The organism is Methylobacterium sp. 37f (assembly GCF_023093475.1).
Taxonomy (GTDB): domain Bacteria; phylum Pseudomonadota; class Alphaproteobacteria; order Rhizobiales; family Beijerinckiaceae; genus Methylobacterium.
Window position 1 is genome coordinate 1 of record NZ_JAGHKN010000014.1, and the last position, 20368, is coordinate 20368.

The following is a 20368-nucleotide window of genomic DNA, read 5'->3' on the forward strand; positions in this document are numbered from 1 at the left end:
GCTGCTCGCACGCTCGCAGACCTCTCCGACACCATCAAGCAAGCCTTCGGCCGCTTCACACCGGACGAATGCCGTAACTACCTGATGGCCGCAGGCTACGATGCCTTTGACCCAACTTGATCGGGTGCAGCTCTAGTGTGGCCATTTTCTGGCTCCTTATTATTGGCCTTCTCGGGTTTTCCCCTTATTTGTTGAGAAGGCTGCTGATGATGCTTGCAGCGTCGTCGACACTGCCGGTTCGTTTGAGACGCGCCATCTGTTTTGCGTGATCAGCCTGGGCAACAGTGCTCTTGCCGGTGGTTACACCGGGCCGAGCCAGCGGGGGCTTGCTTGCTACACTCTGGATGGTCTTGCCTTCCTGAGCCTTCATCTTGCGAAAGCGCATGGCATCGTACATGATGCTGAAAAGCCTTGCGTCAGTTACGCTCTGCAACAGTTCTTCGGGCAAACCCACCTCGTTAACGGCGAAGTTGACCAATTCTGCGCTGGCTGGGCTGACCTTGCCATCGTTGGTGCGGGCAAACTCTGGGTGCAACTGCACCAAGTTGTTGTATGCCTCTGCCTGTGCCTGAGCCACGGCTGCCTGCTTCTGTGCATGGGCTGCCTGCTCGTGCTGAGCGCGCAACTGTCTCACTGCTGCGAGATCAGATAGACGCTTGTTCCACTGCTCCCTCTCGACCGCATATTGTGCCGGGTTATCCTCAGCCAACTGCACCCAATTGGGCTCTTGTGGGAAGTGGTCACGCAGGTTCTGCTCCACCTGGGAGAGATACTGTGTGGCCTGCGCATTGAGTTCGGATCGAACCTGACTTTCGGCGTGCTGGCGCTGCTGTGCCAGTTCCTGGGTCTTGCGCGTGTAGTCCGACTGGCGAAGGTAGCCTGCCTTCAAGTCCTTCAACTTGACGCGTTCACCATTTAACTCAACCTCAGCGTCTTCACTCGGAGTGACTGCCTCAGTTGTTTCGGTCTCTGCATCCCCTTCTGTATGCTCTTCCTCGTCGGTATCCGTTTCCGGTTGTACCTCAGTGGCGTCTGCATCCTCGTGGGATGGTACTTCAGCCTCAACGGCCTCGTTTTCAGCATCACCGTTCTCAGGAGCACTGGTGCCCATCAAAGCGCTGATCTGGCTTGCTGCTTCGTGCAGCGAAAGACTTGCAGTTCCCTCGGTGGGATTGTTGCTGTCTGACATCGATTACCTCGATTGTTGTTGTTGCTTCTATTTAGTGTGTGAGCCCGAAAATGCCTCGCTTGCGGGCTTCTGTGAGTTCAGCAAGATTGCGCTTGTCGATTTCGCCGCTGGCGATGGTGCGGCCCACAAACTCGTCAATCTTCGAGAGTAGCCCCAGCATGAGGTAGATGCGCTCGCGCGTGGCGGTGTCGCCTGCTGCGGTCTTGGGGAACGCATCCATCAGTGCCTCACGAACCTTTTCCCAAGGCTCGCGGAATACCGGATCGCTGTAATACTGCTTGTACAGGTCGCTCTTGCGGATGTTGTCTTCCATGTGTACTCCTTATTCCTGATTTGGGATCTGCGGCTGCGTGTTCTGCTTGGTGACAATCTGTAGACCCTTAAGTTGGGTCTCCATGCCAATCTCCTCGCGTCGCATGGCCAGTTCCTGTTCTAGTTTATACTTTTCCAGTTCCATCTTGGCCGCGAACTGCTCGCGCTGCATCTGCATCTCCATTTCCATCTCCTGATGCTTGAGTTGCATTTCCATCTGCATCTTCTGCATCTCCATCTGCATCTTGGCCTGCTCGGCCTGCACGGCTGGATCGGGCTTCTCTGGCGGTGGTGCACCAGCACCGGGCCCCTGCTTGGCTGGGTTGTTCCAGAAGCGCTCTGCGTTCTTGAAGCCGCTGTGCTCGGTGATCAGGGCCAGCGTGTTGAAGATTTTGCCCATGTCCGTCATGGGCGCACCCAACTTCATCGCCTCCATCTGCTGCTGGAGGATGTTGCTCAGCGCAGCCAGTTTCTGGGGCTTATCGGTGATGCCAAAGGTGATGTTGGCCTTGATGTCGAGGTCCGGGTTCCACTGGTCAGTGCCATAGGGAACCCAGTTGCCGCGCAGTTTCACGGTCATTTCCTGCGTGTCCGCCATGTTGGCGATGAGCAGGCTGGTCACCATGCGGAACAGGTAACGATAGCCCGTGTCCGCGAACATGCGGGCGATCAACTCCACCCGAAGTTGGCTCATGGTTTGACGCTGGCTGCTGGCCGTAGCCGTAGTGTTCTGCAACTGCGTGGGGTCCACACCCATGAGGTTGGGACCCACTCCGGTGCGGTGCTCGATGCTCTGGTTGAGCACGTCAATCATGCCAAAGGCCTGACTGCCTACGAACGGCGTGGTGATCGTGCTGAGAGCGTCCTTGTCCTTGACCCTGATGATGCTGTCGGGACCCGCGTTGAGCAGGTCATCGATGTTGACACCTTCCACATCCGCAACGCGCTGAGGGCGCAGCACCTGGGTGAGGTTGTCGTTGATGCCACGCATGAACTGGCTCTTGAGGCGCTGGTCCTTGCCAACCAGATCGCCCACGCTCATGCCGTTGATCGTGTTGGGCATCATGTAGGGAACGAAGGGCGCGAAAGGCGCTAGTTCCACTTCCTCATGGCCCAGCAGCACAGCACCGCTCGATGGCCCGCCACCGATGGTGAGGCGCACGAGTTCGCGAACGCCGTCGCCGTTGATGTCCATGCGCATGAACAACTCGTAGAGGTCCACCTCGTCTTCGACATCGCTGGTGCCGTCGCTGTGTCCCTGGTCCTTGTTGCGCTCCTGTGTGTACTCGCTGGTGTCACCACCGCTGGTGGGAATGCGGTTCACCTTCTCGGCTTCGTAGCCCATCTCCAGCAGTTCAGCGCGCGGTAGGGTACGCTTGTAGCCCTGTAGGTCCGCTGCAATGCCGCCGGTCTGGTAATCGAACTGAGCGTCCTTGCTGACGATGAAATCCTCGGGCGGCAACACGCTGATGCGCACCTTGCTGCGAGTGTGAGCCTCGCGCACCTTGAGGTCGCGCATCTCCATGCCGGGGATCATTTCCATGCCCGGGATCGGATAGGCCTCACCGGCCTCTAGGATTTCGTGATCCTCGCTGTTCTCCAACTCCACCGCGTGGCTGTTGGGAACGCCCTGGAGCACCTGTGCGGGCTTCCAGCGCTTGTCTTTGTAGAATTCCGCGGTGACGATGCCGAGGCCGCCGATGAGGCCGTTCTTGAGCCAATCGTGCAGTACCAAGGCGTGGTTGTTCTCCTGGGTGACCACGAAGTTCACAACGTCGGTCTGCTGCTCGGCCAGTGCCTCGTCCTCGGGACCAGTGGGAGAGAACTGAACAACCTTTTCCTGGCTGTCGAACAGCGCCATGAGGTTGCCCAGGGTCCATTCCACGTTGTCGAAGGTGTCGCTGGTGACGTAGCGGCTGCGTCCGATGATCTGCTCGTCGCCCGCAAACTGATCGCGATTGTACAGTTCCAAGCCAGTCACGCGCTTGCGCTCGATCTCGCCGAGCGTGAAGTTCTGCGCGTGCTGCACACCCTTGCTTACGCGATTGAGGATATCCTGCTCGCTGAGCGCCTTGGATGCTGCTGGCTTCTTGGTATTTTCCTCTTCCATCCGTGCCTTTCGTGTGCGGTTATTCCCGCATCTTATTCGTTAGATAATGTTGTACCCACGATTGATGGGAATTGGCTTCGACCAAGCGTATTTACCGAAGTGAGTGTTGCGGGCATCGCTTGCGAATGTAAGACAAAGAGCGTCCGCAAGATCGGGGCTCTTGCGGCCAGCCTTGCGAATGTCTTTCTTGCTCTGAACCTTGTGCTTGAGGCCCTGGAACTCATACGAGGGCAGGCACAGTTCGCGGATTAACTCCGCGTGATTGGGAATGCTAACGTTGCCGGTTTCAAACCACTCCCGGCACTTGAACCAAAGTTCGTCGCGCAGGCTCATGTACCGCTCGGGATCGCGAGCCTTGTTGCTCACGATGACCTCTTTGACCGGCAGGCCCATGGTGCGCAGCAAGCCAGCGATACCGTGACCCACGCCAATGCCATCCACGCAGATTTCCGTGGGCTGATCCGCTTTGGGAGTGCGGTCGAATTCCTCGCGCACGCGAGCAGCCAACTGCTCGGGCAGCATGGTGCCGTACACGATGGGATCGCCCATCATGAGGTTGTCGCGGCGCTTGATGAGGACACTGCGGTCCTTGCCGGTGCCGCTGGGGTCAAAGCCCCAAACCACGGGGTATTTGGGCGTGGGCGTTACATCGCGCTCAATGGCTTCCACCACGATGTCACGGGGGATTACGCCGTCTTCGTCCTCCAGCGGGAACTCACCCAACGCCTTTACGCGGTACTCGTTGGTGCCAATGCCTCCGAAGGAAGCCGTGATCGCTGCAAGGTCATCCGGTTTGATGTTGGGGTTGTCGGTGAGTTTGCCGTGAACCCGCGTCCACCCCACGCTGATCTCTGGGTGCTCCCAGGTGTCGAAGAAGAAGCCGCTGGTCTTGGATGGGTTTGAGATGATGCACAGTTTGGGATTGCGGTCGGTGAAGATGTTCTTCAACTCCGCGAATACCGGATCGGGCACACCCGTGGCTTCGTCAACGAACACGAAGTTGTTGACTTGGTGGATACCACGAGCAGTTTCGATGTTGTCTTTGTTGGCTAGGCGTGTTTCCGCAAAAGCACCCGTGGGATTATCGACGCGGTAAAGTTTGGTGGCTGTGTAATCGAGTGTGTCCTTGAGGAATGGTGGCAACTTCACATAGAGGTTGCCCACCTCTTTCCAGATACCTGCTTTGATCTGGTCCTCACTGGGACCAAAAATGGTCACCTGCACATCGTTATGCGTGAGCAGAGCCCAGTGGATCAGCACTGCCATGCTGAACGTCTTGCCGAAGCCGATACCGCCTCGGAACGTGATGCGCTTGTTGGCTTGGTACTTGGTGACGAACTCCACCTGCTTGGGTGTGAGCGTGGTGCCAAAAGCCTGCTGGGCGAAGAATGGAATGTCTTTGTGGAACTGCGCGAACAGCAGTGCCAAGTCGTTGTCTGACGCCATGGAATACCGGAATTGATGCAACTCCGGTATTTATGGTTGCATGATAAATCGCACCCCTAAAGGCAAGCGATACTATTCAACGTCTCCGGGATTGCGGACGCACATATTTTCTGTTCTTGCCCATCTCTGCCAATATGGGATACGCGAAATTAAGAAGGCGCGCCTCTCCGGGGTTAAATAGGGACTTCTATTGATTGCTTCATCGAACTCAGAGATCTTCGCAACTTCATCAGCGTTCATCGGACCAAGTTGAAAACTCGCTGGGACGTAACGGGCGACATAGCCGTTTTTTTTGGCTCGAACACTCATGAACCGATGCGCAGTCCAATTGGGCTCAAGCCTATCGAACGTCATGGTAGTCACATCAGCGTGTTGCAGATGTTGGCGCTTCTCTGCGAGTATCTTGTCACGATTAGCCTCGTGTCTTCTTCCATATATGAGAACATAATGAGGCTTTAGATGGCGGAACTCAAGGTTTAGGTCATAATGTTTGGCAAAAGCAATCCGGTTCAACGGGTTCGCGAACCACGTTTTCCACTCAAGAAGTTGGCCCATTGCGTGATTAAAATGAGAAGTGGTATCGCCGCCTTTGTTGAACCACCGCTTTGAAGGGGCCTCGATTTCAATAAGTATCGGATATACGCTCTGGCTATCCTTAGCAATCCACATGAAATCAGGAATTTTGCATGTGAAATCGGGCAATTTTGGCTGTGAGAACAATGCGTCAAGTATAGGCGCATGGCCGGAGGTCCCCATCATTCCTGAGCAACCTGGAACAAGACAAGGATGCTGTTCTAGAAAATCTTGATAAACATCCTCCTCCGTTGCTTCATAATCATCAAGCAGTTTCCTCCAGTCGGATTTGATTAGGGCCCTGTATTGATCCCAATCGAGTGCGGAGGGACCGCCCCTCTGGATTTCGTAGGTTTTCCGCAACATCTCACGCATGCTCGTTTTTGCCCACCAGGTTGGCTCATCCCTCAGGGAAGCATGTCATTGAGCGGGCTTGTTCTGCAACTCCGTGATGTTGCGCAGCGCTTCTTGGATCACGCGCTCAACCTCGTCCTCAGCCTCAGTGATGGCGTGACGGCTGAGCCAATCCGCAGCCAGCGAGCCCGTGGGTAGCCCCTGCGGGCTCACCTGTCCGCACGCGATTTTCATGTCAGTGCCGTTCTTCTCGAAGCGGCTGCGCAGGTAAGCGCCCTTGATGTCCTCTTGGTGCCACGTGCCGCATGCGCCCTCGCGCTTGCCATCGGGGAACATCTTGATCTGCAATTCCGTGCTGAGGCTCGCTGGCATCGCCTGTGCGCCCGCGATGTCGTAGTCCACACCCGGCTTGGGATATACGCACACAGCGCTCACGTAGCGCCACGGGATGGGGGTCTGTGCGCTGGCAACGCCCTCCCCAGTGTAGCGGAAGTAGATCATGCGGTGCGCGCTGATGCGCTTGCCCACGGCTTCCACGAGGCTGCAAACCTCGTCCTCTCTGCGGATGTCCTTGCGTGCCTTGTTGGCCTGCTGCTCCAGCGCTGCCTGTGAGGTGGGTACGATCGAGGTCACGAACTTGCGGAAGTCGTCACTCTGGTAGGTGGCATATCCCACGCCGGCCACGCCAGCGATCAGCGTCACCAGCAGCGCAGAGACCGGATAGCGGGAGAACACGCTAACCACACTGCCAAAGGCGCTGGCGAGCGCTCCAGGGTCTTTGTAGGGCGCGGCCTTGGGGCTCCTGCGCTTGCGTGGAGCGGGTGCAGTTGGCTGCTGGGAGCCCTCACAGGCGGTGTCCATTTCATCGTCCACCGGCGGTCCTCCTGTGTGGTTTTGCCGGTTATTTACCAATCGCACTCAACCACGCGCTTCAAACGGGCTATGAAGGGACAAATGGCGAACGGCTTGGACGAATGGGCATGGACGAGGACAACGAATTTAACACGCTCCCTGACAACAGCGAGGAAGCATTTGCCGTACTTCATAAGAGAAAAATGAAAGAAGTCGAACTTGCTTACGAGGAAAACCGAGGCGGGCGCTGGATGGAGCGCGCCTACGTAGATTGCATGATAAGTTTCGATGACGTTCACGGGCTTGATATACTGTCGGATCTCAAAAACCCGCCCATCGAGGACAGAGATTTTGATCCATACTTCGCCAACTTTCGCCGGCACTGCGAGATGACGGCTATGAAGGTACTCATGGAGGCTGCCCGCCGCACCAAAAGCGGTGTTAACACGGTCGTTAGCCTGTCCCACCCTTCAAAAGCCGCAATACATCGTCTGATTGGCGAGATAAGGGTTCAGATATACGCGATCAACATCTCGGACGAACTCAGGCATTCGCTTCTTGCTAAACTCAATGCCTTTGCAGCCGAGGTTGATAAGGATAAAACTTCAACTCAGGCGCTGTACGCCGGCATGATTGAGGCTTCCCGCGCGATCCGGGAAGCCTCCGATGAATTGCAGCCAGTGTTCGATCGGCTCGATCGCATATCGAAGTGGATCGAGAAGGCAGACAAGATTGCGGATAAGTTGTTGCCTTGGCGAGATCGCCGGCAGATTGAGAAGCCCCAAGCCAGGATCGAGGATAAGAGATCAAGCCGAGGCAGCCCTGCCTTCGACGATGATGTACCGTTTTAGACGGTGAAGGCCCGCTTAGTGTGGGCCTTCCAGTGCCCTACAAGGGCGCTACGCGGGCTTGCGGGCCTTGCGGGCTCCCTGCATGCGCTCGCCCCGTGCCTTGCTGTTGGCGGCGATCTGAGCCCGTAGTGTGTCGCTGGCCTCGATGACCTGCCGAGCCATCTTGAGCCGTTCGACGACCTCATCGAGGTTGGCAGCAGCAAACCACTGGTGCTCGCCGAACCTGAGGGCTTCGCGACCGATCTTGAGCCGGTAGCCCGCACCCTCGGGGCGGAACCAAGCACTGCGCTGGTTGATCTTGTCCCCGCGCTTGGCCTGCTCTGCAAAACCGATCTGACGCTCGATCTTCCCGAAAAATACCGAGACGGGATCACCGGGCTTTGACGCGGAGTTAGCCGGGGCCGCGAACGAAATGAACTGATCCATCAGTGACTTGGTGGCCATTGCTGTGTCCTCTCAGCGCCGGTTGCGCTGTTCGTTCCGGATACAGCCGTGCTCCACGCTCGCAACCGAAGACCATCCTTGTTGTTGCAAATTTCTGCACCATCTTGCATGAGCAAGGAAGCGCTCGGCAAGATAACGACAGCGACCCGGCAGAGCATGAGGCTAAGTGCGCTCATGAGGCCGCGTCACAGCACCGTTACAGGCCCGAGATAAGCGGCCGGTAACGGAGACGACATCGTGGCCAAGTTCTACTTCAACGTGTGCGACAAGGGCGAGCGCATCGCGGATACCATCGATGTCGAGTGCGACAGCCTTGGTGCAGCCTTCCAGCAAGCCAAAACCATGATCACGCAGTTTCGCAGCGCCTGCGATGCCTCAGCCTGCACGTGGGCCGATTGGGCTCTGGAAGTACGATACTCGGACATGAGCGAGTTGTTCAGGCTTCCCTTCACGATGGTGCATGCTCGCACCTGAGCCCAACGACGTGATTTCCTGCCGGGCTGCGTAAATACTGCGCAGCCTTTTTCATGCAGGAGAACCATGGCAACAATCATTCGCGTAAAGATCGCCAACGGCCACAAGCCCCAGGTGGACGCCATCGTGGAGGCCAACCCAGGCACCACGCCGGATCAAGCGGCCCAGCAGTGGGTGGCACGGCGCTATGGCGATTGGATCACCGCCAACATCACAGAGGCCTTCTCGTTCAAGAGCGTGAGCGTGGCGCAGTTCGACGTGATGTTCTCCAGCCGCGAGCACGCTGGGGTGTTCCAGGCAGCAATTGGTGGCCAGGAGGTCACTGATGCCGCGTAAGCAGAACGAGCCCGAGGCCTGCAAGAGCCGTGGTTTCCAGAAGGGCAGCAGCGGCAATCCCAAGGGCCGACCACCCATCATCCGCGAAGTGCAGGAGATGGCCAGGGAACTCACACCGCAACTGGTGACCAACCTCTTCGATATCGCCATGGACACGACGATCAACGGTAGTGCCCGCGTGCAAGCGAGCGTGGCGCTGCTGGACCGAGGCTGGGGAAGGCCCAAGCAGAGCGTGGACGTGAAGGTGGATCACAACGCCAGCGGCATTGCGGATGCGATCAACGCCATGCAGCGCCGAATGGCGGAGATGGACCGGCAGCAGACAGCCATTGATGCTCAGCGCGTGAACATCATCGAGGGTGAGATCATCGCGGAGCGCCCCGCCGAAAAATGACCGCCTGTTAAACCGCACTCGGGTAAGCCTCCCCTGCGAAGAAAGGCCCGACGATGAAGACCAGCATCACCCACTACCGTCCGCAGAACCCCAAGCGCAGCGGCGCACTGGAGCACAGGTTCATCGCTGCTGGCCCAGAGGTGACCACGATCGCCAAGTGGCTTAGGGACAACAACGAGCACGGTGAATGGCGGCTGGATGAGCGTGGCCAAGCCCTACTCAGCGGAGTGGCGCAGAACCCGGAGCCCGAGGAGCCTCTGAGGTTCAAGTTTGAAATCCACGAGAGTGCCACTGACAAAGAAGCAGCCCGGCGAACCACGGGCCACATCGCGCAACTGAAACTGAGCAATGCGGGTGTGCTCGATCTCAAGTGGAATAAGAGGTAGGCCTTCACTCTGCGTAAAACGCCGATCTAGCGGGTGAAAACGAGTAAGCACTTAGGAGCCGCGATCTTGGATGAATGGCATGACGAACTGAAGGGCATGTTCCGGCGGCAGCAGGAAATATGGCTTTTGATGAGCCAACTGCAGAATGAGGTGGGCAAGTTGGTGATCATGAACAGCGATATGGAGAACAAGTTACGCTTGTTTTTCATGGCGCTCACGGCCCCAACGGACGACGCCAATGCCCTCAAAGTTCTGAAAGATCAGCAATCATCAGAGAAGAAGATCAACCTAATTGACCTTCTCGTGCAAATGCAGTGCACCGATGAAGAAAAGACAACATGGAACGAGGTGCATACCGTGCTGAGTGAAAGCCGGATGATGCGAAACCTTGTGGCTCATCAAAGCGCTTGGATCTCTGATCACGATGCAGATGAAGCGGCGCGAGTGTTTTTAGGCCCTCATTCCATAGCACCGAAATACAACAAAGAGGCAACAGCACATGAGATCGGCTTGGTATGCAACCGGCTTATAAAAGGCCGAGCAACGCTTCTGAATTTGCTCAGAGATGTGGGATTGCGTAAGGGCTTGATAGAAGTTCAGACGCCGGAACCGTAATACAAAAATCGTATCAAAAGGTTATTGAGCAACCTCGAATGGATCGCTAGGCCAATCTGGGGGGTGCCCCCTGGGCAGTTGCCCTGGACCAGCAGCGGAGTGGAGCGAGCCCTATTGGATCGCTCCACTATCCATAAACATCTATTGCATCACTCAACTACTCTAACACCGTGCGACTTAAGAGCAACCGCATATTGCTCAGGCGTGTGATAATTCCTCAGTGACTGAGTGAGTGATGCCATCTCCTGATCGGCTAGGCGATCCATTAGCCGCTTGACTGCCATGGCACTCCACTGCGTACCACCGGGGCTGACAATGCCCTGCGCGTTGAGCGCTGCTGCCACTGCCCGTGTGCTTGTGATGCCCTGCAAGCGCAGTTCGTTGAGCACTGCTGCAAGGCTAGCCGCGTGAGCATCAGCCCGCTGTACGCGCTTCTCGTTCGTCCCTAGGCGCACTCCACGAGCACGGGCTGCTGCCAGTGCGGCCTTGGTGCGCTCGCTGATAAGATCCCGCTCCTTCTCGGCCAGCGCCGCGTAGAGATGCAGTGTGAACTTGTCCGCCGTGGGATTGTCGCATGCAAGGATGGGAACGTTGGCCTTCATCAAGCCACTGATGAAGTGCACGTCTCTGCTGAGGCGATCCAACTTGGCAATCACCAACGTGGCGTTGCTGGCCTTGGCCATCTCCAGTGCAGCGGCGAGTTGAGGCCTGTCGTCCTGCTTACCGCTCTCCACCTCCACAAACTCCGCAAGCGGCTGATCCCGCATGTGGGCAAGCACGGCGCTGCGCTGAGCCTCAAGCCCAAGCCCGCTGGCTCCCTGCTTGGCAGTGCTTACTCTGTAGTAGGCCACGTAACTCATCGGCTCCTCGTAACGTTGAACGCACGTTCGTTGTTACAGCCGTGCTCATGTGGATGCGACACAAGATTACCGTGGGAATAGCAAAGTCTTCGGTTGATTGCGCCTTGGGATGGCTGTTGAATAGCGATAACAAGAACAGCACAAAAGGTGCTCAGCAGCACTTGGCACCAGAGCACGAAAGTTGCTGTTCTAACTCGCTGATAACATTGACGTTTAGATGCAGTTTTCTACACTCGTTGGGTGTAGGAGACCGCTTCGCTATGAGTGAACCAGACCCAGGCCAGGCCGTAATACGATGCCAGCAATAGGATTGCGGAAATCGTGTGTACCCCTTGCACCTTCGTGCTAACCTGCATTTGATCCTGTGCTGAAAAGCATATTGCATCAAGATGCGGCTGAGGAACATTCTATCAATGTCGTCAGAAGACAACCAAAACATTCCCTTTCAGCCAGTAACGACTTCCCAGTTTCTTTCGTTTGATTTCGAGGAGCCAATATCGGACAGCAACAGTGTGGGATACCATGACCTCAGCGAGATGTTTCGAGTTGCGCGCGAAAAATCTGAAAGCGAAGGCAGGATGATCGAGGCTTATGCCTTTGCTTTGCTCTCGATCATATGCCGTTTTCACTCGAAGCCCGAAGATCGTGGTGAGCCTTATGGACCCATGTTTGTGTCCGGCGACGGCAGACGCAGCCTAATACCTGCAGATTTTCGCGGTGAGCAGTCGGTAGTGTTTGGTGAGATAGCGGCAAGAACTCAGAACCCGGCCTTGAGAGCAAGGCTGGCCGATGTGGCCTGGCTCAATAGACGCAGCGATGCTGTTTCCAAGACAAACGCGATTGCTGGCCTGAATGACAGCGTAGCGCTTGTTCTGGATCAACGTGCATATTTTGACGGTGGCAAGGAAGAAAATCATACGTGGATGGGTGTAAAGTATCTTCAACGCGCCTTATCTATAGGGAGTACTCGAGGTACAGATCCATCACTTCAGACGCAAACTAATGCCCTGCTTGTCCAGATGAGAACGATAGGTTTGGGAGAGAAAATACCAAGCATATTCGGGCGCGCTGCCAAACTGGATCTCAGTTACGGAGTATCCGATGTCAATCTCGTGGCGTCCGACGCTGTAGATTATGCAGAATTCAATGAGGCTAACAAGGACCTCGATGGCGCAGGGCGTAATTGGCTCATTGCGGCTCAAGCCTATGAGATTGCCAGAGATCAAAAGAGACAGGCGGATTGCTTAATTCGAGCAGCCGAATGTCATGTCGCTGAAGCCGTGGCCATGGCCGGCTCGGCCATGAATGCGACCAGTTCATTGATGCGGGCCATCGAACAATACAGAGAGGTTCAGCGCCAATATCGGCCCGCAGGGCGCCTTGAAGAACTTAAGGCTTTGTTAGTAGCCAAACAAGCCGAACTCAGGGACGAGATGTCCACCTTTGAGGAGTCCGCAGACATCACAGATGAGGTGAACAAAGCAATAACTGCTTATAGCGGTAAGGCTTTGAGCGACTGTCTTCTGGGCCTCGCCCACATTGGTCGACCCAAAGGCATCGAGGCATACAGAGCGGAGATCCGCCAGTCTGCTGAAGAGTTTTCCTTCGCATCAGTGATCGATACAACGGTTCATGATGATGAGGGTAAGATCGTCACGAGAATTCCAGCCTTGGACCTAAGTGGAAACATTAGTGACGAAGATGTTCGGGCACGTTGCGCACAGGTGATGGGCTTTGAGCATCAGGCAGGGGTTCAGGGAGCCATCCGGCCGGTGCTGCACACAATGAGAAGTGAGCATGTTCTATCGGAAGAATTGTTCTACCTGATTGCAAAAATGAGCCCGTTCGTGCCGCCGGGCCACGAAGGCGTGTTTTCCATCGGTTTGAGCAGGTTCTTCTCAGGCGCAAACATTGAGGCGTGCTGCTTGCTCATTCCTCAACTAGAGAATGCGCTTCGGTATGTGCTCAAACAGACCGGAACCGATGTAACAAAAATTACTAACGCCTCCACACAAGAGGACGTGATGCTTTCAGTCCTACTAGACAGATTTCGTGATCAACTCGATAAAATTTTCGGCGAAGCGATGATGTTTCAGATCGAAATGATCTTTCACAGTAGGCAGGGCTTCAATCTGCGAAATTCTCTCGCGCACGGGACCGTAAAAGATCATGAGTTCTGGTCTGCAACCCATATTTTTGCGTGTTGGCTTATATACAAATTGATGATGGCACCTCTCATATCAAGGTGGGATGACGTGAAAGCAATGTTGGAGCGAGAGCGTTTTTCCTAGTCAGAATTTGCTCGTGCAGCCCCAGGTGAGCCGGAACAGCATGGCGTCGCGGCGGTCGTCGAACTCCACGTAGAGGCTGCGGGTGAACGAGAGGTCACCCGTGCGGGCTTGATCGAAGCCCAGTCGGTTATCCCCACGGAGTGCGCGGCAGGTGTTCAGCCACTCCAGCATGTCACCGTTCATGCTGCCCAGCACGTAGTGACCCGGATTAACTCGGGGCCAATTCATCTCGTACTCCAGCATGGCTCTGATCATGCCGGTGTTGCTGGGGCTGGCTGCTGCCTGCTGTGCTTCGTCGTGAAACTCGATCTCGAATGTAACCTTGTGTGCCATGTGCGGGTATCCTTGCTGTGTCCCGCTCATATTTAATTGGTCTTGCTCATATTGGGCTCATAAGGGCTCAAAACTACCCGGATACACAATCTTAGACTGCGGCCGCGCTTACCAGGGATTGCCGTGTTTTCGATAGCGTGCCTTATCTTCTTCGCTAATTTCGCTGTTCAACCTAATCTCGTCACGTACCACTATCCCCCTGTGGATGTAGAGGTAGCGGTACTTATCGTAATGGTAGCCTGCACCGCCGTGCGAGTATCCAACGACGTCCCCGATGCCGATCTTGAACGTGTGATCCATCCAATACGCAAAGGTGGGTTCGGTGCCTGGGAAAAATGTCTCCTTGGAAACCTGCCGTACCTCGTCTGAGCCAAAGCACCTGATCGTGCCGCCAAACCCAGCGAGATACAGCCGACCATCGATGACCTGCCATGTGGAGGAGTATCCTCGCTGCGTGGCGGTGGAACTGCCTGCGAAATGACAGCCTTTGGTGAGGCGCACTTCCGGCGGGAAAGGCCATCCCCAAAACTTCAGGGTTTTGCACTCACCGTCAATGAGGATGCGGTCGGGCATCTGCGCTGTCACTGATGTCGCCCTCCACTCTGGTGAACCTCTGCGTCAGATCATATCCGGGCTGCCGTAACCTGCGAAATGACTGCCGCCTTTGGCAGGCGCTAGGGTGAGGGCGTTTGATCACGCAATGAGATTATGGAGGCTTGACCGTGGGAACGGGATGGTGTTGTTCCCGTTCTGTTCCAAGGAGGCCGGTTCATGAGCACCATCCCCATTCGGCGTACCACCAGGGACCTTGCTAGCATCGCTGAGCCCTACCTTGTGCCCAACGGCGGGAACACGGTTCGTGCGCTCCAGGCTGCCATAGCGGATGACATCTGCAAGCGCCGTGCGGCTCATGCTCGTGAGTTGGTGAAGTGGCGCAGCATCGGTGCTGGCTTCGTGAAGGAAGGCGCTCGCTCCGGGCGATGAGGGTCCCGGAGCGTTTGAGCCAATACCCCTAAGTGGCGGTGCGCTTCGAATGCATCTTCTGTCCGTGGCGTACAGGTGTGTACCGTCTGGCTAGACTGGCTGAGCGCTTCGGAGCGGAGGCCAGCCTGGATCATGTGAGGGTGCAGATCAGTAAGGACTGCCCCCGGCATCGCAACAGGGGCACGCAGATGAGCCCGCGCTTTCACGTTTGGCCGAGTGACCTAGAGAGCGATATGCCGCCAGACTTTCCGATCTGAGACCGCTTTCCGCGTCCCTCGGAGGAAGTCACGGCGAAGATTTTTTCTTCAGTTCTCGCAGCATATAGAGCCAATTATAATCATCTTTTTTCTTTACTTCGCTTGCTGCATCCCTCACAGAAGTGTAAACCCCCACTGGATTCGCGACAGGGAATGGTAAGTTTCCGATGATAGAAAGCATCGATACTAGGAACGGTCGCGGCTTTGCTTTCTCGACAATTTCGTCCATCACTTCTTGAACATGAGTGTCGAGAGATTTTCTTGCACTATCTAGATCTCCATCCGCATCTACGGCGATGTCAGACATTTTCTGGCGTAGTTCGTCAAATGCTCCAGTAAATTTGATTTTTATTATTTCATTCCATGGGACAGCCTTCAACGACGGAATTGAACTGTTGAATAGATGAAATGGTAAGGCTTCAGACCCTGATGGTCTGCCAAAACTTCTGGCCGCTTTCAGAGCCGCATCCTCGTCGAGAGTTGCCTGCAGCACGCAGGATCTAGCCTTATTCACCTTGTCCCAAAGGCCGACGGCATCAACAGCAACCCTTACGCGACCTTCAACCTGTTCGATTTCATGGCCATCAACGAACCTTTCCACTCCTTTCTCAATTTCGATAGCACGTAATAGTTGGTTGTGCGCATAATCATAAGCATTTTCAGGTTCGGGATAATCATAGTTCTCGCCATTTTGACCCCATCGCGGATAGCCATGCTCTAGTTTTGCTAGACGCTCTTCAATCGAAGGCTTTCCCAGAACCTCCTCAACGGTCGCTGTGAGATCGTGTATGAGGTGCCTATCCCTTCTACTCGTTGTCTCGTCTATAAGACTGTTGACGAATTTGTCCTTATCAAAGTCTCCTAGATTTTCAACAATCAACCCCTCAAACCATAAGAACGCCAACTTAGCCTCTTCCTGCCGAAAGTCGTCTTCGGTGGCTCGGGCAAAACTGATCAGCGCTCTCGTTGGCGGCATAAAATGCTCTCCGCAAAAATGATGGGCTTCTAGCGCTCGGTTGTACCAGATGCATAGTAGTCGCCAAAGGCGTTCCACTGCTCCTGGCTGCGCGCGATGTCCGCAAGGTTGTCCCTGAGATTGTTGCGGCTGCTGCCGTTCATCACGTAGCGGTCCTGGGTCTCCCTGCGGATGTCCACGGGCTTCCATGTGACGCCACGGGGCCGCTGAGGGGCCACGCTGAGCGAGGGAGTGGTCACCGCCACACTTGCAGTCTGACAGCCTGCCAGGGCTGCTGTGAGGCCTACCAGGGCTAGGAGAGCATGCGGCTTCATCGTGCGGCTCCTTCGATTGCTCGGCCTAGATCGTTGATGTACTCATCCCGAGCACCCACGGTGGGTTCGGGCTTGCGAGTACGAGCGCGTAGGCGACGCTCCGCTTCCGCATAGGCTTCACCCAGAACTAAGTGCTTGCTCTCAATTTCTGCCGCTTGTGCAGTGAGACTGCTGATGGTGCGTTCTTGCACTGTGAGTGCTTGAGATTGCTGACTAATTTTCGCGTCTTTTGCGCTGTTCTGCTGGTACTGCACGTATACCATTGTGGATAGTCCAGCAATGATGGTGAACACCACGGCAGCGATAATCATTTGAATGTTCATATCCGACCTCCGGTTGTCAGATATTTACTTAACTCAAAAGAAAGCCCTGGGCTGAACCAGGGCTTTCCGACCGACTTAAGGAGTTTCACATGTCTGCAGGAGCACAACTTCCCACAATTCTATTTACCTTTTGGCTCTCATCTCCTGCGCCCACTGCCGCACTGTTAGGGTGCGGCTCTCTTTGGGCTTGATAGTGTTGGGTGCCTTGGCCTTCATGGGCTTGAAGCAGATGTTGTCGGGAACCCACTCGCCTGCATCATCGCGCTTGACCACATAGCCGGTGCCCTCTCGCAGGGGGCGGCTGCGCCAAACTGCCAGCCATTCATCCTGCGTGATCGCGAAGAATGTACCCGAGTTCTTGCACGCGGTCTTATGGGTTTGAAAGTTGCCCTTGATCTTCTTTTCTCTGGTGATCAGATCAGTCACTAAGCCTTACTCCACGCAATTCCGTTCTTCTCGCACCACGCGGCATACGTTGTCTTGCTGTTCTTTGCGATTTTCGTGTTGGGTTCTTGGAAGCGGATTTCGATATGATAATTCGGGTGTTGCTGCCGGATGGCCTTCATCTTGGCTCTGTCGCTGGCAGGAAAACGGCCCTTCACTTCCACGATGCGCTTTGCCTCCGCGTCAATGAAGTCCGGCAAATACCGATGCGCCAGTGTGTACGGGAGGTAGGTGCTCTCGTAGGCGTACTCCGGTGGTAGCGCTGCACCCACCCGAGCCTCTAGTTTGTTTCGGTAGCCGCTCACGGATGCAGGAACAGAGCGCGCTCTGCTTCCCTGCGTCGGGTGAGGCCCTTGAGCACTTTGCCGCCCGCTTTATTCCAGGCCAAAAACTGATCCGCTGCACCCTGAGTGTCACCAGCGTTGAGCCGCTTGATCAGCGTGCTCCGAGCCAGCGCAGTGCCACCGATGTTGTAGGCAAGGCTGACGAGGGCACCGAACTGGTTGGGTGATACCGCAACCTTGAGGGCCTTGCTCACGGCCTGCTCAAACTTGGCGAGGTCCCCTTGCAGCAGTTCTTCTGCGCGATGGGGAGTGATCACCTGACCGGGCTTCACGTCCGATCCGGTGTGGCCGTAGCCAATGGTGAGTGCCCCTGCGGGGCACTTGTAGGCTGTGAGTTCGCAGCCCTCGAATGATTTGATCAGGCTCAAGCCTGCGATGCTCGTCTTCATGCCAGTATTTACCCAGCATGAGAGATGGCCTGTTCTTTTCTTATTTGACGCCCGAAACTAACCTCGTGCTATAAATAGGAATGAAGACAGGCGCACAACCATTATGCCTGCACAAGGAGACACACATGTACAACAGCAATGACATCGAAGCACGTCTACGCGCTGCTGGCTTTGATCCTCTCAAAGTGGCCAACTTCCAGCGCACTGAGCAGCACCAGCAGCAGATGGCCGTGCAGAGCCTAATCACGGGCCAAGGCGTGTATCCATTAGAAGATGAGCCAGTGGCTGCACAAGGCGTGTATCCATTAGTAACGGCTCTTACTAATGAGAATAATGTTAATAATGGATACACGCCTGATGGCTTCGCCATCGGCGTTGTACCAGAGGAACATCTGGCTGTTGCCATCGAGGAGGAAGTAACGACTAACGGGCTCGCGCCTTCGTTCGCCACTCAGGACGACGAGCCGAACAACCCCGCACTGCCATCGGCTCTAGAAGATAGTATTGGGGTAGAGGATGACGGCGCGCGTGCATCCATTATGCCTACTCCATTCTATGTGAAGGTGGACCTATTCGACAACGGCGCAGGCAAGCCGGGCAAGAAGAAGAGCAACCAGTACAAGGTCAAGATCCACCTCGTGTTTGAGGATGGTGGCGACGTGTTCAGTTACCTGGGTGCGTTCCACCCGGTGGCGCGCGGCTTCCGCAACAACGTACCCGAGGGCTACGAGCGCGATCCCTTCTACGTGGAAATCGATCACACGCTGGACAAGGCGAACCTGGGACAGGCCAAGTGGCACATCAAGCCAGTGGGAGCCAAGTTCAAGGACGCTGATAACAAGGTGATCATCTACACAGCGGCCATCGTGTTCTGGGACGTTGCAGAGGACAACCCCACGATCCTACTCAGCCTCCAGGGCTGGAACATGGAAGTGACCTTGGACAAGCGACCCGCAGGTGGTCGCGTGGGCAACAACCTGCTCGCTTACGGCATCTGGCTCAACCCCGAAATGAAGCCTGAGCGCGAGGAGTTCGAGAACAGGAAGGGCGGCAACACGCTCATGGAGACCATCCGTTTGCAGCAGATGGGCATCAAGAAGTAATCGCAAATCCAACAACAAGAAGGCAGCAAGCCTCGGAGGACAACATGAAGCACACGCAGGAAACAAAGAACAAGATCGCAGCGGCACGTACCGGAGCCAAACACACGGACGCCACTCGCCAAGCAATCAGCAGCAGCCTCAAGGGCCGCTACCGCACCGAGGAACACCGGGCTGCACTGAGCAAGCCCAAGAGCGAGGCCCACAAGGCTGCTATCGCTGAGGCCGCCCGCCAGTATTGGGCTCGTGTCCGCGCTGCAATGGCTGCGCAGGATGCCAAGAATTAAACAACAAAAAAAGCAATAAAAGGAAACGCACATGAACGATCTATTTCAATTCCCGGCCGCTGCCGCAGCAACCCCAGCGACCCGCAGCAAGTCACTGCCCGCGGCCAACATCTGCTCCCACGTGGTCACCAAGACGAGCACGTTCGGCAGAGACGTGGAGTATGCTCGGCTCAGCGAGGACGACCACGCCTACACCCGCGCAGTGATTGAAGCGCTGAACCACTTCCGCAAGGAACTTCGACAGGTGCTGGACATGCCCAGCGGGCTCTATGGCCGTCGCAGCCAGAGCAAGCAGACCAAGGGCGAACTGCTCGATGGGTTCATTGAGAAACTGAGCAAGCCGCATCCGGCGATCCGTGGTCGCAAGGGCGAGGACTTCACCATCAAGCAGTTGAAGGCGCTCAACAAGATCATTGATGACGTGAACGCGCTGCTCAGCGGGGAAAGCATCGAGCATGTGAACGTGCCCTGAGGCACGTTCACACTGCGCTATCGAGCGTTGCGCTTGATGTACTCTCGGAACCAGGGCGCTCGTTGCCCTGGTTTCTTTGTGACCGGCTTGGATGGCTCCAGCCGTTCAATCAGATCGGCCAGAAACTGCTTTTGGGTGTGGTTCTCAAGCGCATCCAGCCACGAGTACAGGTCCGTGCTGCTCTTGAGGATTTCGAAGTCGTATTCCAGCGCGTGCTGCATCTTGCTCCACTTCTCCCCCGCTTGTGCGGGTCGGAAGAAGTAGCGATCCGCAGGTGCCAATTGCTCGAACGTTTCGGAGAGTTCCGCTGCGTCATCCAGCAGCCTTGCGGTTTCCCGCAGACCTTGGATCAGCGTTGCCCGGTGGTACAGGTCCTTGAACTCGGTCCAGTAGTCCAGGGCTTCGCTGCTCAGCAGCAGTTCCACATCCGACTTCTTCTCCTCGCGGTTCCTCCTGAGTTCGCGGATGTACTCCTCGTACTCCGCATCCGTCAGGTGGGGCCGCAGTTCGGTGGCCTGGAAGTGCAGCGCTGGGTCACTTTGGATTGTGGCCAGCAAGCCCTCCAGGGCAACCACTTTCATCATCACAGCAAGGTTCATCGGTGGCTCTCCACGAAGAAGGGCCGTGCCAGTTGCCCAGCACGGCCCTTGTTGCACAT

General features: G+C 55.9%; 26 protein-coding genes and 1 pseudogene. 11 read left to right on the forward strand and 16 right to left on the reverse strand.

The annotated features are described in order from the left end of the window. Window positions 1-120, forward strand: a pseudogene (locus J7U37_RS11445) (IS630 family transposase); the annotation flags it as partial. A gap of 64 nt (window positions 121-184) precedes the next feature. Here the strand turns inward: J7U37_RS11445 and J7U37_RS11450 are convergent. The 6 genes from J7U37_RS11450 to J7U37_RS11475 form a co-directional block, all read right to left on the reverse strand. After that, window positions 185-1189, reverse strand: a complete 1005-nt coding sequence (locus J7U37_RS11450) for a hypothetical protein (RefSeq protein WP_247635799.1) — start codon at window positions 1187-1189, stop codon at window positions 185-187. 31 nt (window positions 1190-1220) lie between these two features. Then, window positions 1221-1502, reverse strand: coding sequence for a hypothetical protein (locus J7U37_RS11455; protein WP_247635800.1), 282 nt, complete (start codon window positions 1500-1502; stop codon window positions 1221-1223). Between the two features lie 9 nt (window positions 1503-1511). After that, the gene (locus J7U37_RS11460) at window positions 1512-3611 is read right to left on the reverse strand and encodes a hypothetical protein (protein ID WP_247635801.1); all 2100 of its coding nucleotides are present in this window, start codon (window positions 3609-3611) and stop codon (window positions 1512-1514) included. Window positions 3612-3650: 39 nt separating this feature from the next. Beyond that, on the reverse strand, window positions 3651-5039 hold the full coding sequence (locus tag J7U37_RS11465) for a hypothetical protein (RefSeq protein ID WP_247635802.1): 1389 nt from the start codon (window positions 5037-5039) through the stop codon (window positions 3651-3653). A gap of 90 nt (window positions 5040-5129) precedes the next feature. Next, entirely contained in the window at window positions 5130-6005 is an 876-nt protein-coding gene (locus tag J7U37_RS11470; protein WP_247635803.1) for a Shedu anti-phage system protein SduA domain-containing protein, read from the reverse strand. 45 nt (window positions 6006-6050) lie between these two features. After that, window positions 6051-6857: an MICOS complex subunit MIC60 gene (locus J7U37_RS11475; RefSeq protein WP_247635804.1), complete on the reverse strand. Its 807-nt coding sequence runs from the start codon at window positions 6855-6857 to the stop codon at window positions 6051-6053. A gap of 107 nt (window positions 6858-6964) precedes the next feature. Here J7U37_RS11475 and J7U37_RS11480 point away from each other — a divergent pair, with 107 nt between their 5' ends. Continuing rightward, window positions 6965-7687, forward strand: coding sequence for a hypothetical protein (locus tag J7U37_RS11480; RefSeq protein WP_247635805.1), 723 nt, complete (start codon window positions 6965-6967; stop codon window positions 7685-7687). 48 nt (window positions 7688-7735) lie between these two features. On the opposite strand, the gene J7U37_RS11485 is transcribed toward J7U37_RS11480, so the two are convergent. After that, a complete protein-coding gene (locus J7U37_RS11485; protein ID WP_247635806.1) occupies window positions 7736-8131 on the reverse strand; it encodes a hypothetical protein in 396 nt (131 codons plus the stop codon). A 237-nt stretch (window positions 8132-8368) separates the two neighbouring features. Between J7U37_RS11485 and J7U37_RS11490 the strand changes: the two genes are divergently transcribed. The 5 genes from J7U37_RS11490 (at window position 8369) to J7U37_RS11510 (ending at window position 10336) form a co-directional block, all read left to right on the forward strand. Beyond that, complete coding sequence (locus J7U37_RS11490) at window positions 8369-8605, forward strand: hypothetical protein (protein ID WP_247635807.1); 237 nt, start codon at window positions 8369-8371, stop codon at window positions 8603-8605. A 66-nt stretch (window positions 8606-8671) separates the two neighbouring features. Further along, complete coding sequence (locus J7U37_RS11495; RefSeq protein ID WP_247635808.1) at window positions 8672-8941, forward strand: hypothetical protein; 270 nt, start codon at window positions 8672-8674, stop codon at window positions 8939-8941. Then, window positions 8931-9335, forward strand: a complete 405-nt coding sequence (locus J7U37_RS11500) for a DUF5681 domain-containing protein (protein WP_247635809.1) — start codon at window positions 8931-8933, stop codon at window positions 9333-9335. Before J7U37_RS11495 ends, J7U37_RS11500 begins: the two co-directional genes overlap by 11 nt. A gap of 53 nt (window positions 9336-9388) precedes the next feature. Further along, complete coding sequence (locus J7U37_RS11505; RefSeq protein WP_247635810.1) at window positions 9389-9721, forward strand: hypothetical protein; 333 nt, start codon at window positions 9389-9391, stop codon at window positions 9719-9721. Window positions 9722-9787: 66 nt separating this feature from the next. After that, window positions 9788-10336 (forward strand): hypothetical protein, encoded by a 549-nt coding sequence (locus J7U37_RS11510; protein WP_247635811.1) that lies wholly within the window; start codon window positions 9788-9790, stop codon window positions 10334-10336. 149 nt (window positions 10337-10485) lie between these two features. Here the strand turns inward: J7U37_RS11510 and J7U37_RS11515 are convergent, their stop codons facing one another. Continuing rightward, complete coding sequence (locus tag J7U37_RS11515) at window positions 10486-11196, reverse strand: recombinase family protein (protein ID WP_247635812.1); 711 nt, start codon at window positions 11194-11196, stop codon at window positions 10486-10488. 413 nt (window positions 11197-11609) lie between these two features. Between J7U37_RS11515 and J7U37_RS11520 the strand changes: the two genes are divergently transcribed. Continuing rightward, window positions 11610-13487 (forward strand): DUF4209 domain-containing protein, encoded by a 1878-nt coding sequence (locus J7U37_RS11520; protein ID WP_247635813.1) that lies wholly within the window; start codon window positions 11610-11612, stop codon window positions 13485-13487. On the opposite strand, the gene J7U37_RS11525 is transcribed toward J7U37_RS11520, so the two are convergent. The 7 genes from J7U37_RS11525 to J7U37_RS11555 all read right to left on the reverse strand — a co-directional run bounded on the left by J7U37_RS11525 (window position 13488) and on the right by J7U37_RS11555 (window position 17851). Further along, complete coding sequence (locus J7U37_RS11525; protein WP_247635814.1) at window positions 13488-13820, reverse strand: hypothetical protein; 333 nt, start codon at window positions 13818-13820, stop codon at window positions 13488-13490. A 108-nt stretch (window positions 13821-13928) separates the two neighbouring features. Then, on the reverse strand, window positions 13929-14393 hold the full coding sequence (locus J7U37_RS11530; RefSeq protein ID WP_247635815.1) for a hypothetical protein: 465 nt from the start codon (window positions 14391-14393) through the stop codon (window positions 13929-13931). Between the two features lie 696 nt (window positions 14394-15089). Beyond that, window positions 15090-16226 (reverse strand): hypothetical protein, encoded by a 1137-nt coding sequence (locus tag J7U37_RS11535; protein ID WP_247635816.1) that lies wholly within the window; start codon window positions 16224-16226, stop codon window positions 15090-15092. A gap of 121 nt (window positions 16227-16347) precedes the next feature. Continuing rightward, window positions 16348-16674: a hypothetical protein gene (locus J7U37_RS11540; protein WP_247635817.1), complete on the reverse strand. Its 327-nt coding sequence runs from the start codon at window positions 16672-16674 to the stop codon at window positions 16348-16350. 123 nt (window positions 16675-16797) lie between these two features. Continuing rightward, the gene (locus J7U37_RS11545) at window positions 16798-17100 is read right to left on the reverse strand and encodes a hypothetical protein (RefSeq protein ID WP_247635818.1); all 303 of its coding nucleotides are present in this window, start codon (window positions 17098-17100) and stop codon (window positions 16798-16800) included. Next, a complete protein-coding gene (locus J7U37_RS11550; RefSeq protein WP_247635819.1) occupies window positions 17100-17390 on the reverse strand; it encodes an endodeoxyribonuclease in 291 nt (96 codons plus the stop codon). The genes J7U37_RS11545 and J7U37_RS11550 overlap by 1 nt, the downstream gene beginning before the upstream one ends. Before the next feature lie 29 nt (window positions 17391-17419). After that, window positions 17420-17851 (reverse strand): lysozyme, encoded by a 432-nt coding sequence (locus J7U37_RS11555; RefSeq protein WP_247635820.1) that lies wholly within the window; start codon window positions 17849-17851, stop codon window positions 17420-17422. Between the two features lie 125 nt (window positions 17852-17976). Between J7U37_RS11555 and J7U37_RS11560 the strand changes: the two genes are divergently transcribed. Genes J7U37_RS11560 through J7U37_RS11570 form a run of 3 tightly spaced genes read left to right on the forward strand, consistent with a single transcriptional unit; the run spans window position 17977 to window position 19710 of the window. Then, window positions 17977-18954: a hypothetical protein gene (locus J7U37_RS11560; RefSeq protein WP_247635821.1), complete on the forward strand. Its 978-nt coding sequence runs from the start codon at window positions 17977-17979 to the stop codon at window positions 18952-18954. Between the two features lie 44 nt (window positions 18955-18998). Next, complete coding sequence (locus tag J7U37_RS11565) at window positions 18999-19238, forward strand: NUMOD3 domain-containing DNA-binding protein (protein WP_247635822.1); 240 nt, start codon at window positions 18999-19001, stop codon at window positions 19236-19238. A gap of 31 nt (window positions 19239-19269) precedes the next feature. Continuing rightward, the gene (locus J7U37_RS11570; protein WP_247635823.1) at window positions 19270-19710 is read left to right on the forward strand and encodes a hypothetical protein; all 441 of its coding nucleotides are present in this window, start codon (window positions 19270-19272) and stop codon (window positions 19708-19710) included. Window positions 19711-19727: 17 nt separating this feature from the next. Here the strand turns inward: J7U37_RS11570 and J7U37_RS11575 are convergent, their stop codons facing one another. After that, window positions 19728-20309: a hypothetical protein gene (locus tag J7U37_RS11575; protein ID WP_247635824.1), complete on the reverse strand. Its 582-nt coding sequence runs from the start codon at window positions 20307-20309 to the stop codon at window positions 19728-19730. Window positions 20310-20368 lie beyond the last annotated feature (59 nt).

Bases quoted from the DNA above. Each gene is read 5' to 3' on its own strand.
- J7U37_RS11450 (WP_247635799.1), bottom strand. From the start codon at position 1,189: ATGTCAGACAGCAACAATCCCACCGAGGGAACTGCAAGTCTTTCGCTG.
- J7U37_RS11455 (WP_247635800.1), bottom strand. From the start codon at position 1,502: ATGGAAGACAACATCCGCAAGAGCGACCTGTACAAGCAGTATTACAGC.
- J7U37_RS11460 (WP_247635801.1), bottom strand. From the start codon at position 3,611: ATGGAAGAGGAAAATACCAAGAAGCCAGCAGCATCCAAGGCGCTCAGC.
- J7U37_RS11470 (WP_247635803.1), bottom strand. From the start codon at position 6,005: ATGCGTGAGATGTTGCGGAAAACCTACGAAATCCAGAGGGGCGGTCCC.
- J7U37_RS11480 (WP_247635805.1), top strand. From the start codon at position 6,965: ATGGACGAGGACAACGAATTTAACACGCTCCCTGACAACAGCGAGGAA.
- J7U37_RS11485 (WP_247635806.1), bottom strand. From the start codon at position 8,131: ATGGCCACCAAGTCACTGATGGATCAGTTCATTTCGTTCGCGGCCCCG.
- J7U37_RS11495 (WP_247635808.1), top strand. From the start codon at position 8,672: ATGGCAACAATCATTCGCGTAAAGATCGCCAACGGCCACAAGCCCCAG.
- J7U37_RS11500 (WP_247635809.1), top strand. From the start codon at position 8,931: ATGCCGCGTAAGCAGAACGAGCCCGAGGCCTGCAAGAGCCGTGGTTTC.
- J7U37_RS11505 (WP_247635810.1), top strand. From the start codon at position 9,389: ATGAAGACCAGCATCACCCACTACCGTCCGCAGAACCCCAAGCGCAGC.
- J7U37_RS11515 (WP_247635812.1), bottom strand. From the start codon at position 11,196: ATGAGTTACGTGGCCTACTACAGAGTAAGCACTGCCAAGCAGGGAGCC.
- J7U37_RS11520 (WP_247635813.1), top strand. From the start codon at position 11,610: ATGTCGTCAGAAGACAACCAAAACATTCCCTTTCAGCCAGTAACGACT.
- J7U37_RS11525 (WP_247635814.1), bottom strand. From the start codon at position 13,820: ATGGCACACAAGGTTACATTCGAGATCGAGTTTCACGACGAAGCACAG.
- J7U37_RS11530 (WP_247635815.1), bottom strand. From the start codon at position 14,393: ATGCCCGACCGCATCCTCATTGACGGTGAGTGCAAAACCCTGAAGTTT.
- J7U37_RS11535 (WP_247635816.1), bottom strand. From the start codon at position 16,226: ATGGAAGCCCGTGGACATCCGCAGGGAGACCCAGGACCGCTACGTGAT.
- J7U37_RS11540 (WP_247635817.1), bottom strand. From the start codon at position 16,674: ATGAACATTCAAATGATTATCGCTGCCGTGGTGTTCACCATCATTGCT.
- J7U37_RS11555 (WP_247635820.1), bottom strand. From the start codon at position 17,851: ATGAAGACGAGCATCGCAGGCTTGAGCCTGATCAAATCATTCGAGGGC.
- J7U37_RS11560 (WP_247635821.1), top strand. From the start codon at position 17,977: ATGTACAACAGCAATGACATCGAAGCACGTCTACGCGCTGCTGGCTTT.
- J7U37_RS11565 (WP_247635822.1), top strand. From the start codon at position 18,999: ATGAAGCACACGCAGGAAACAAAGAACAAGATCGCAGCGGCACGTACC.
- J7U37_RS11570 (WP_247635823.1), top strand. From the start codon at position 19,270: ATGAACGATCTATTTCAATTCCCGGCCGCTGCCGCAGCAACCCCAGCG.
- J7U37_RS11575 (WP_247635824.1), bottom strand. From the start codon at position 20,309: ATGAACCTTGCTGTGATGATGAAAGTGGTTGCCCTGGAGGGCTTGCTG.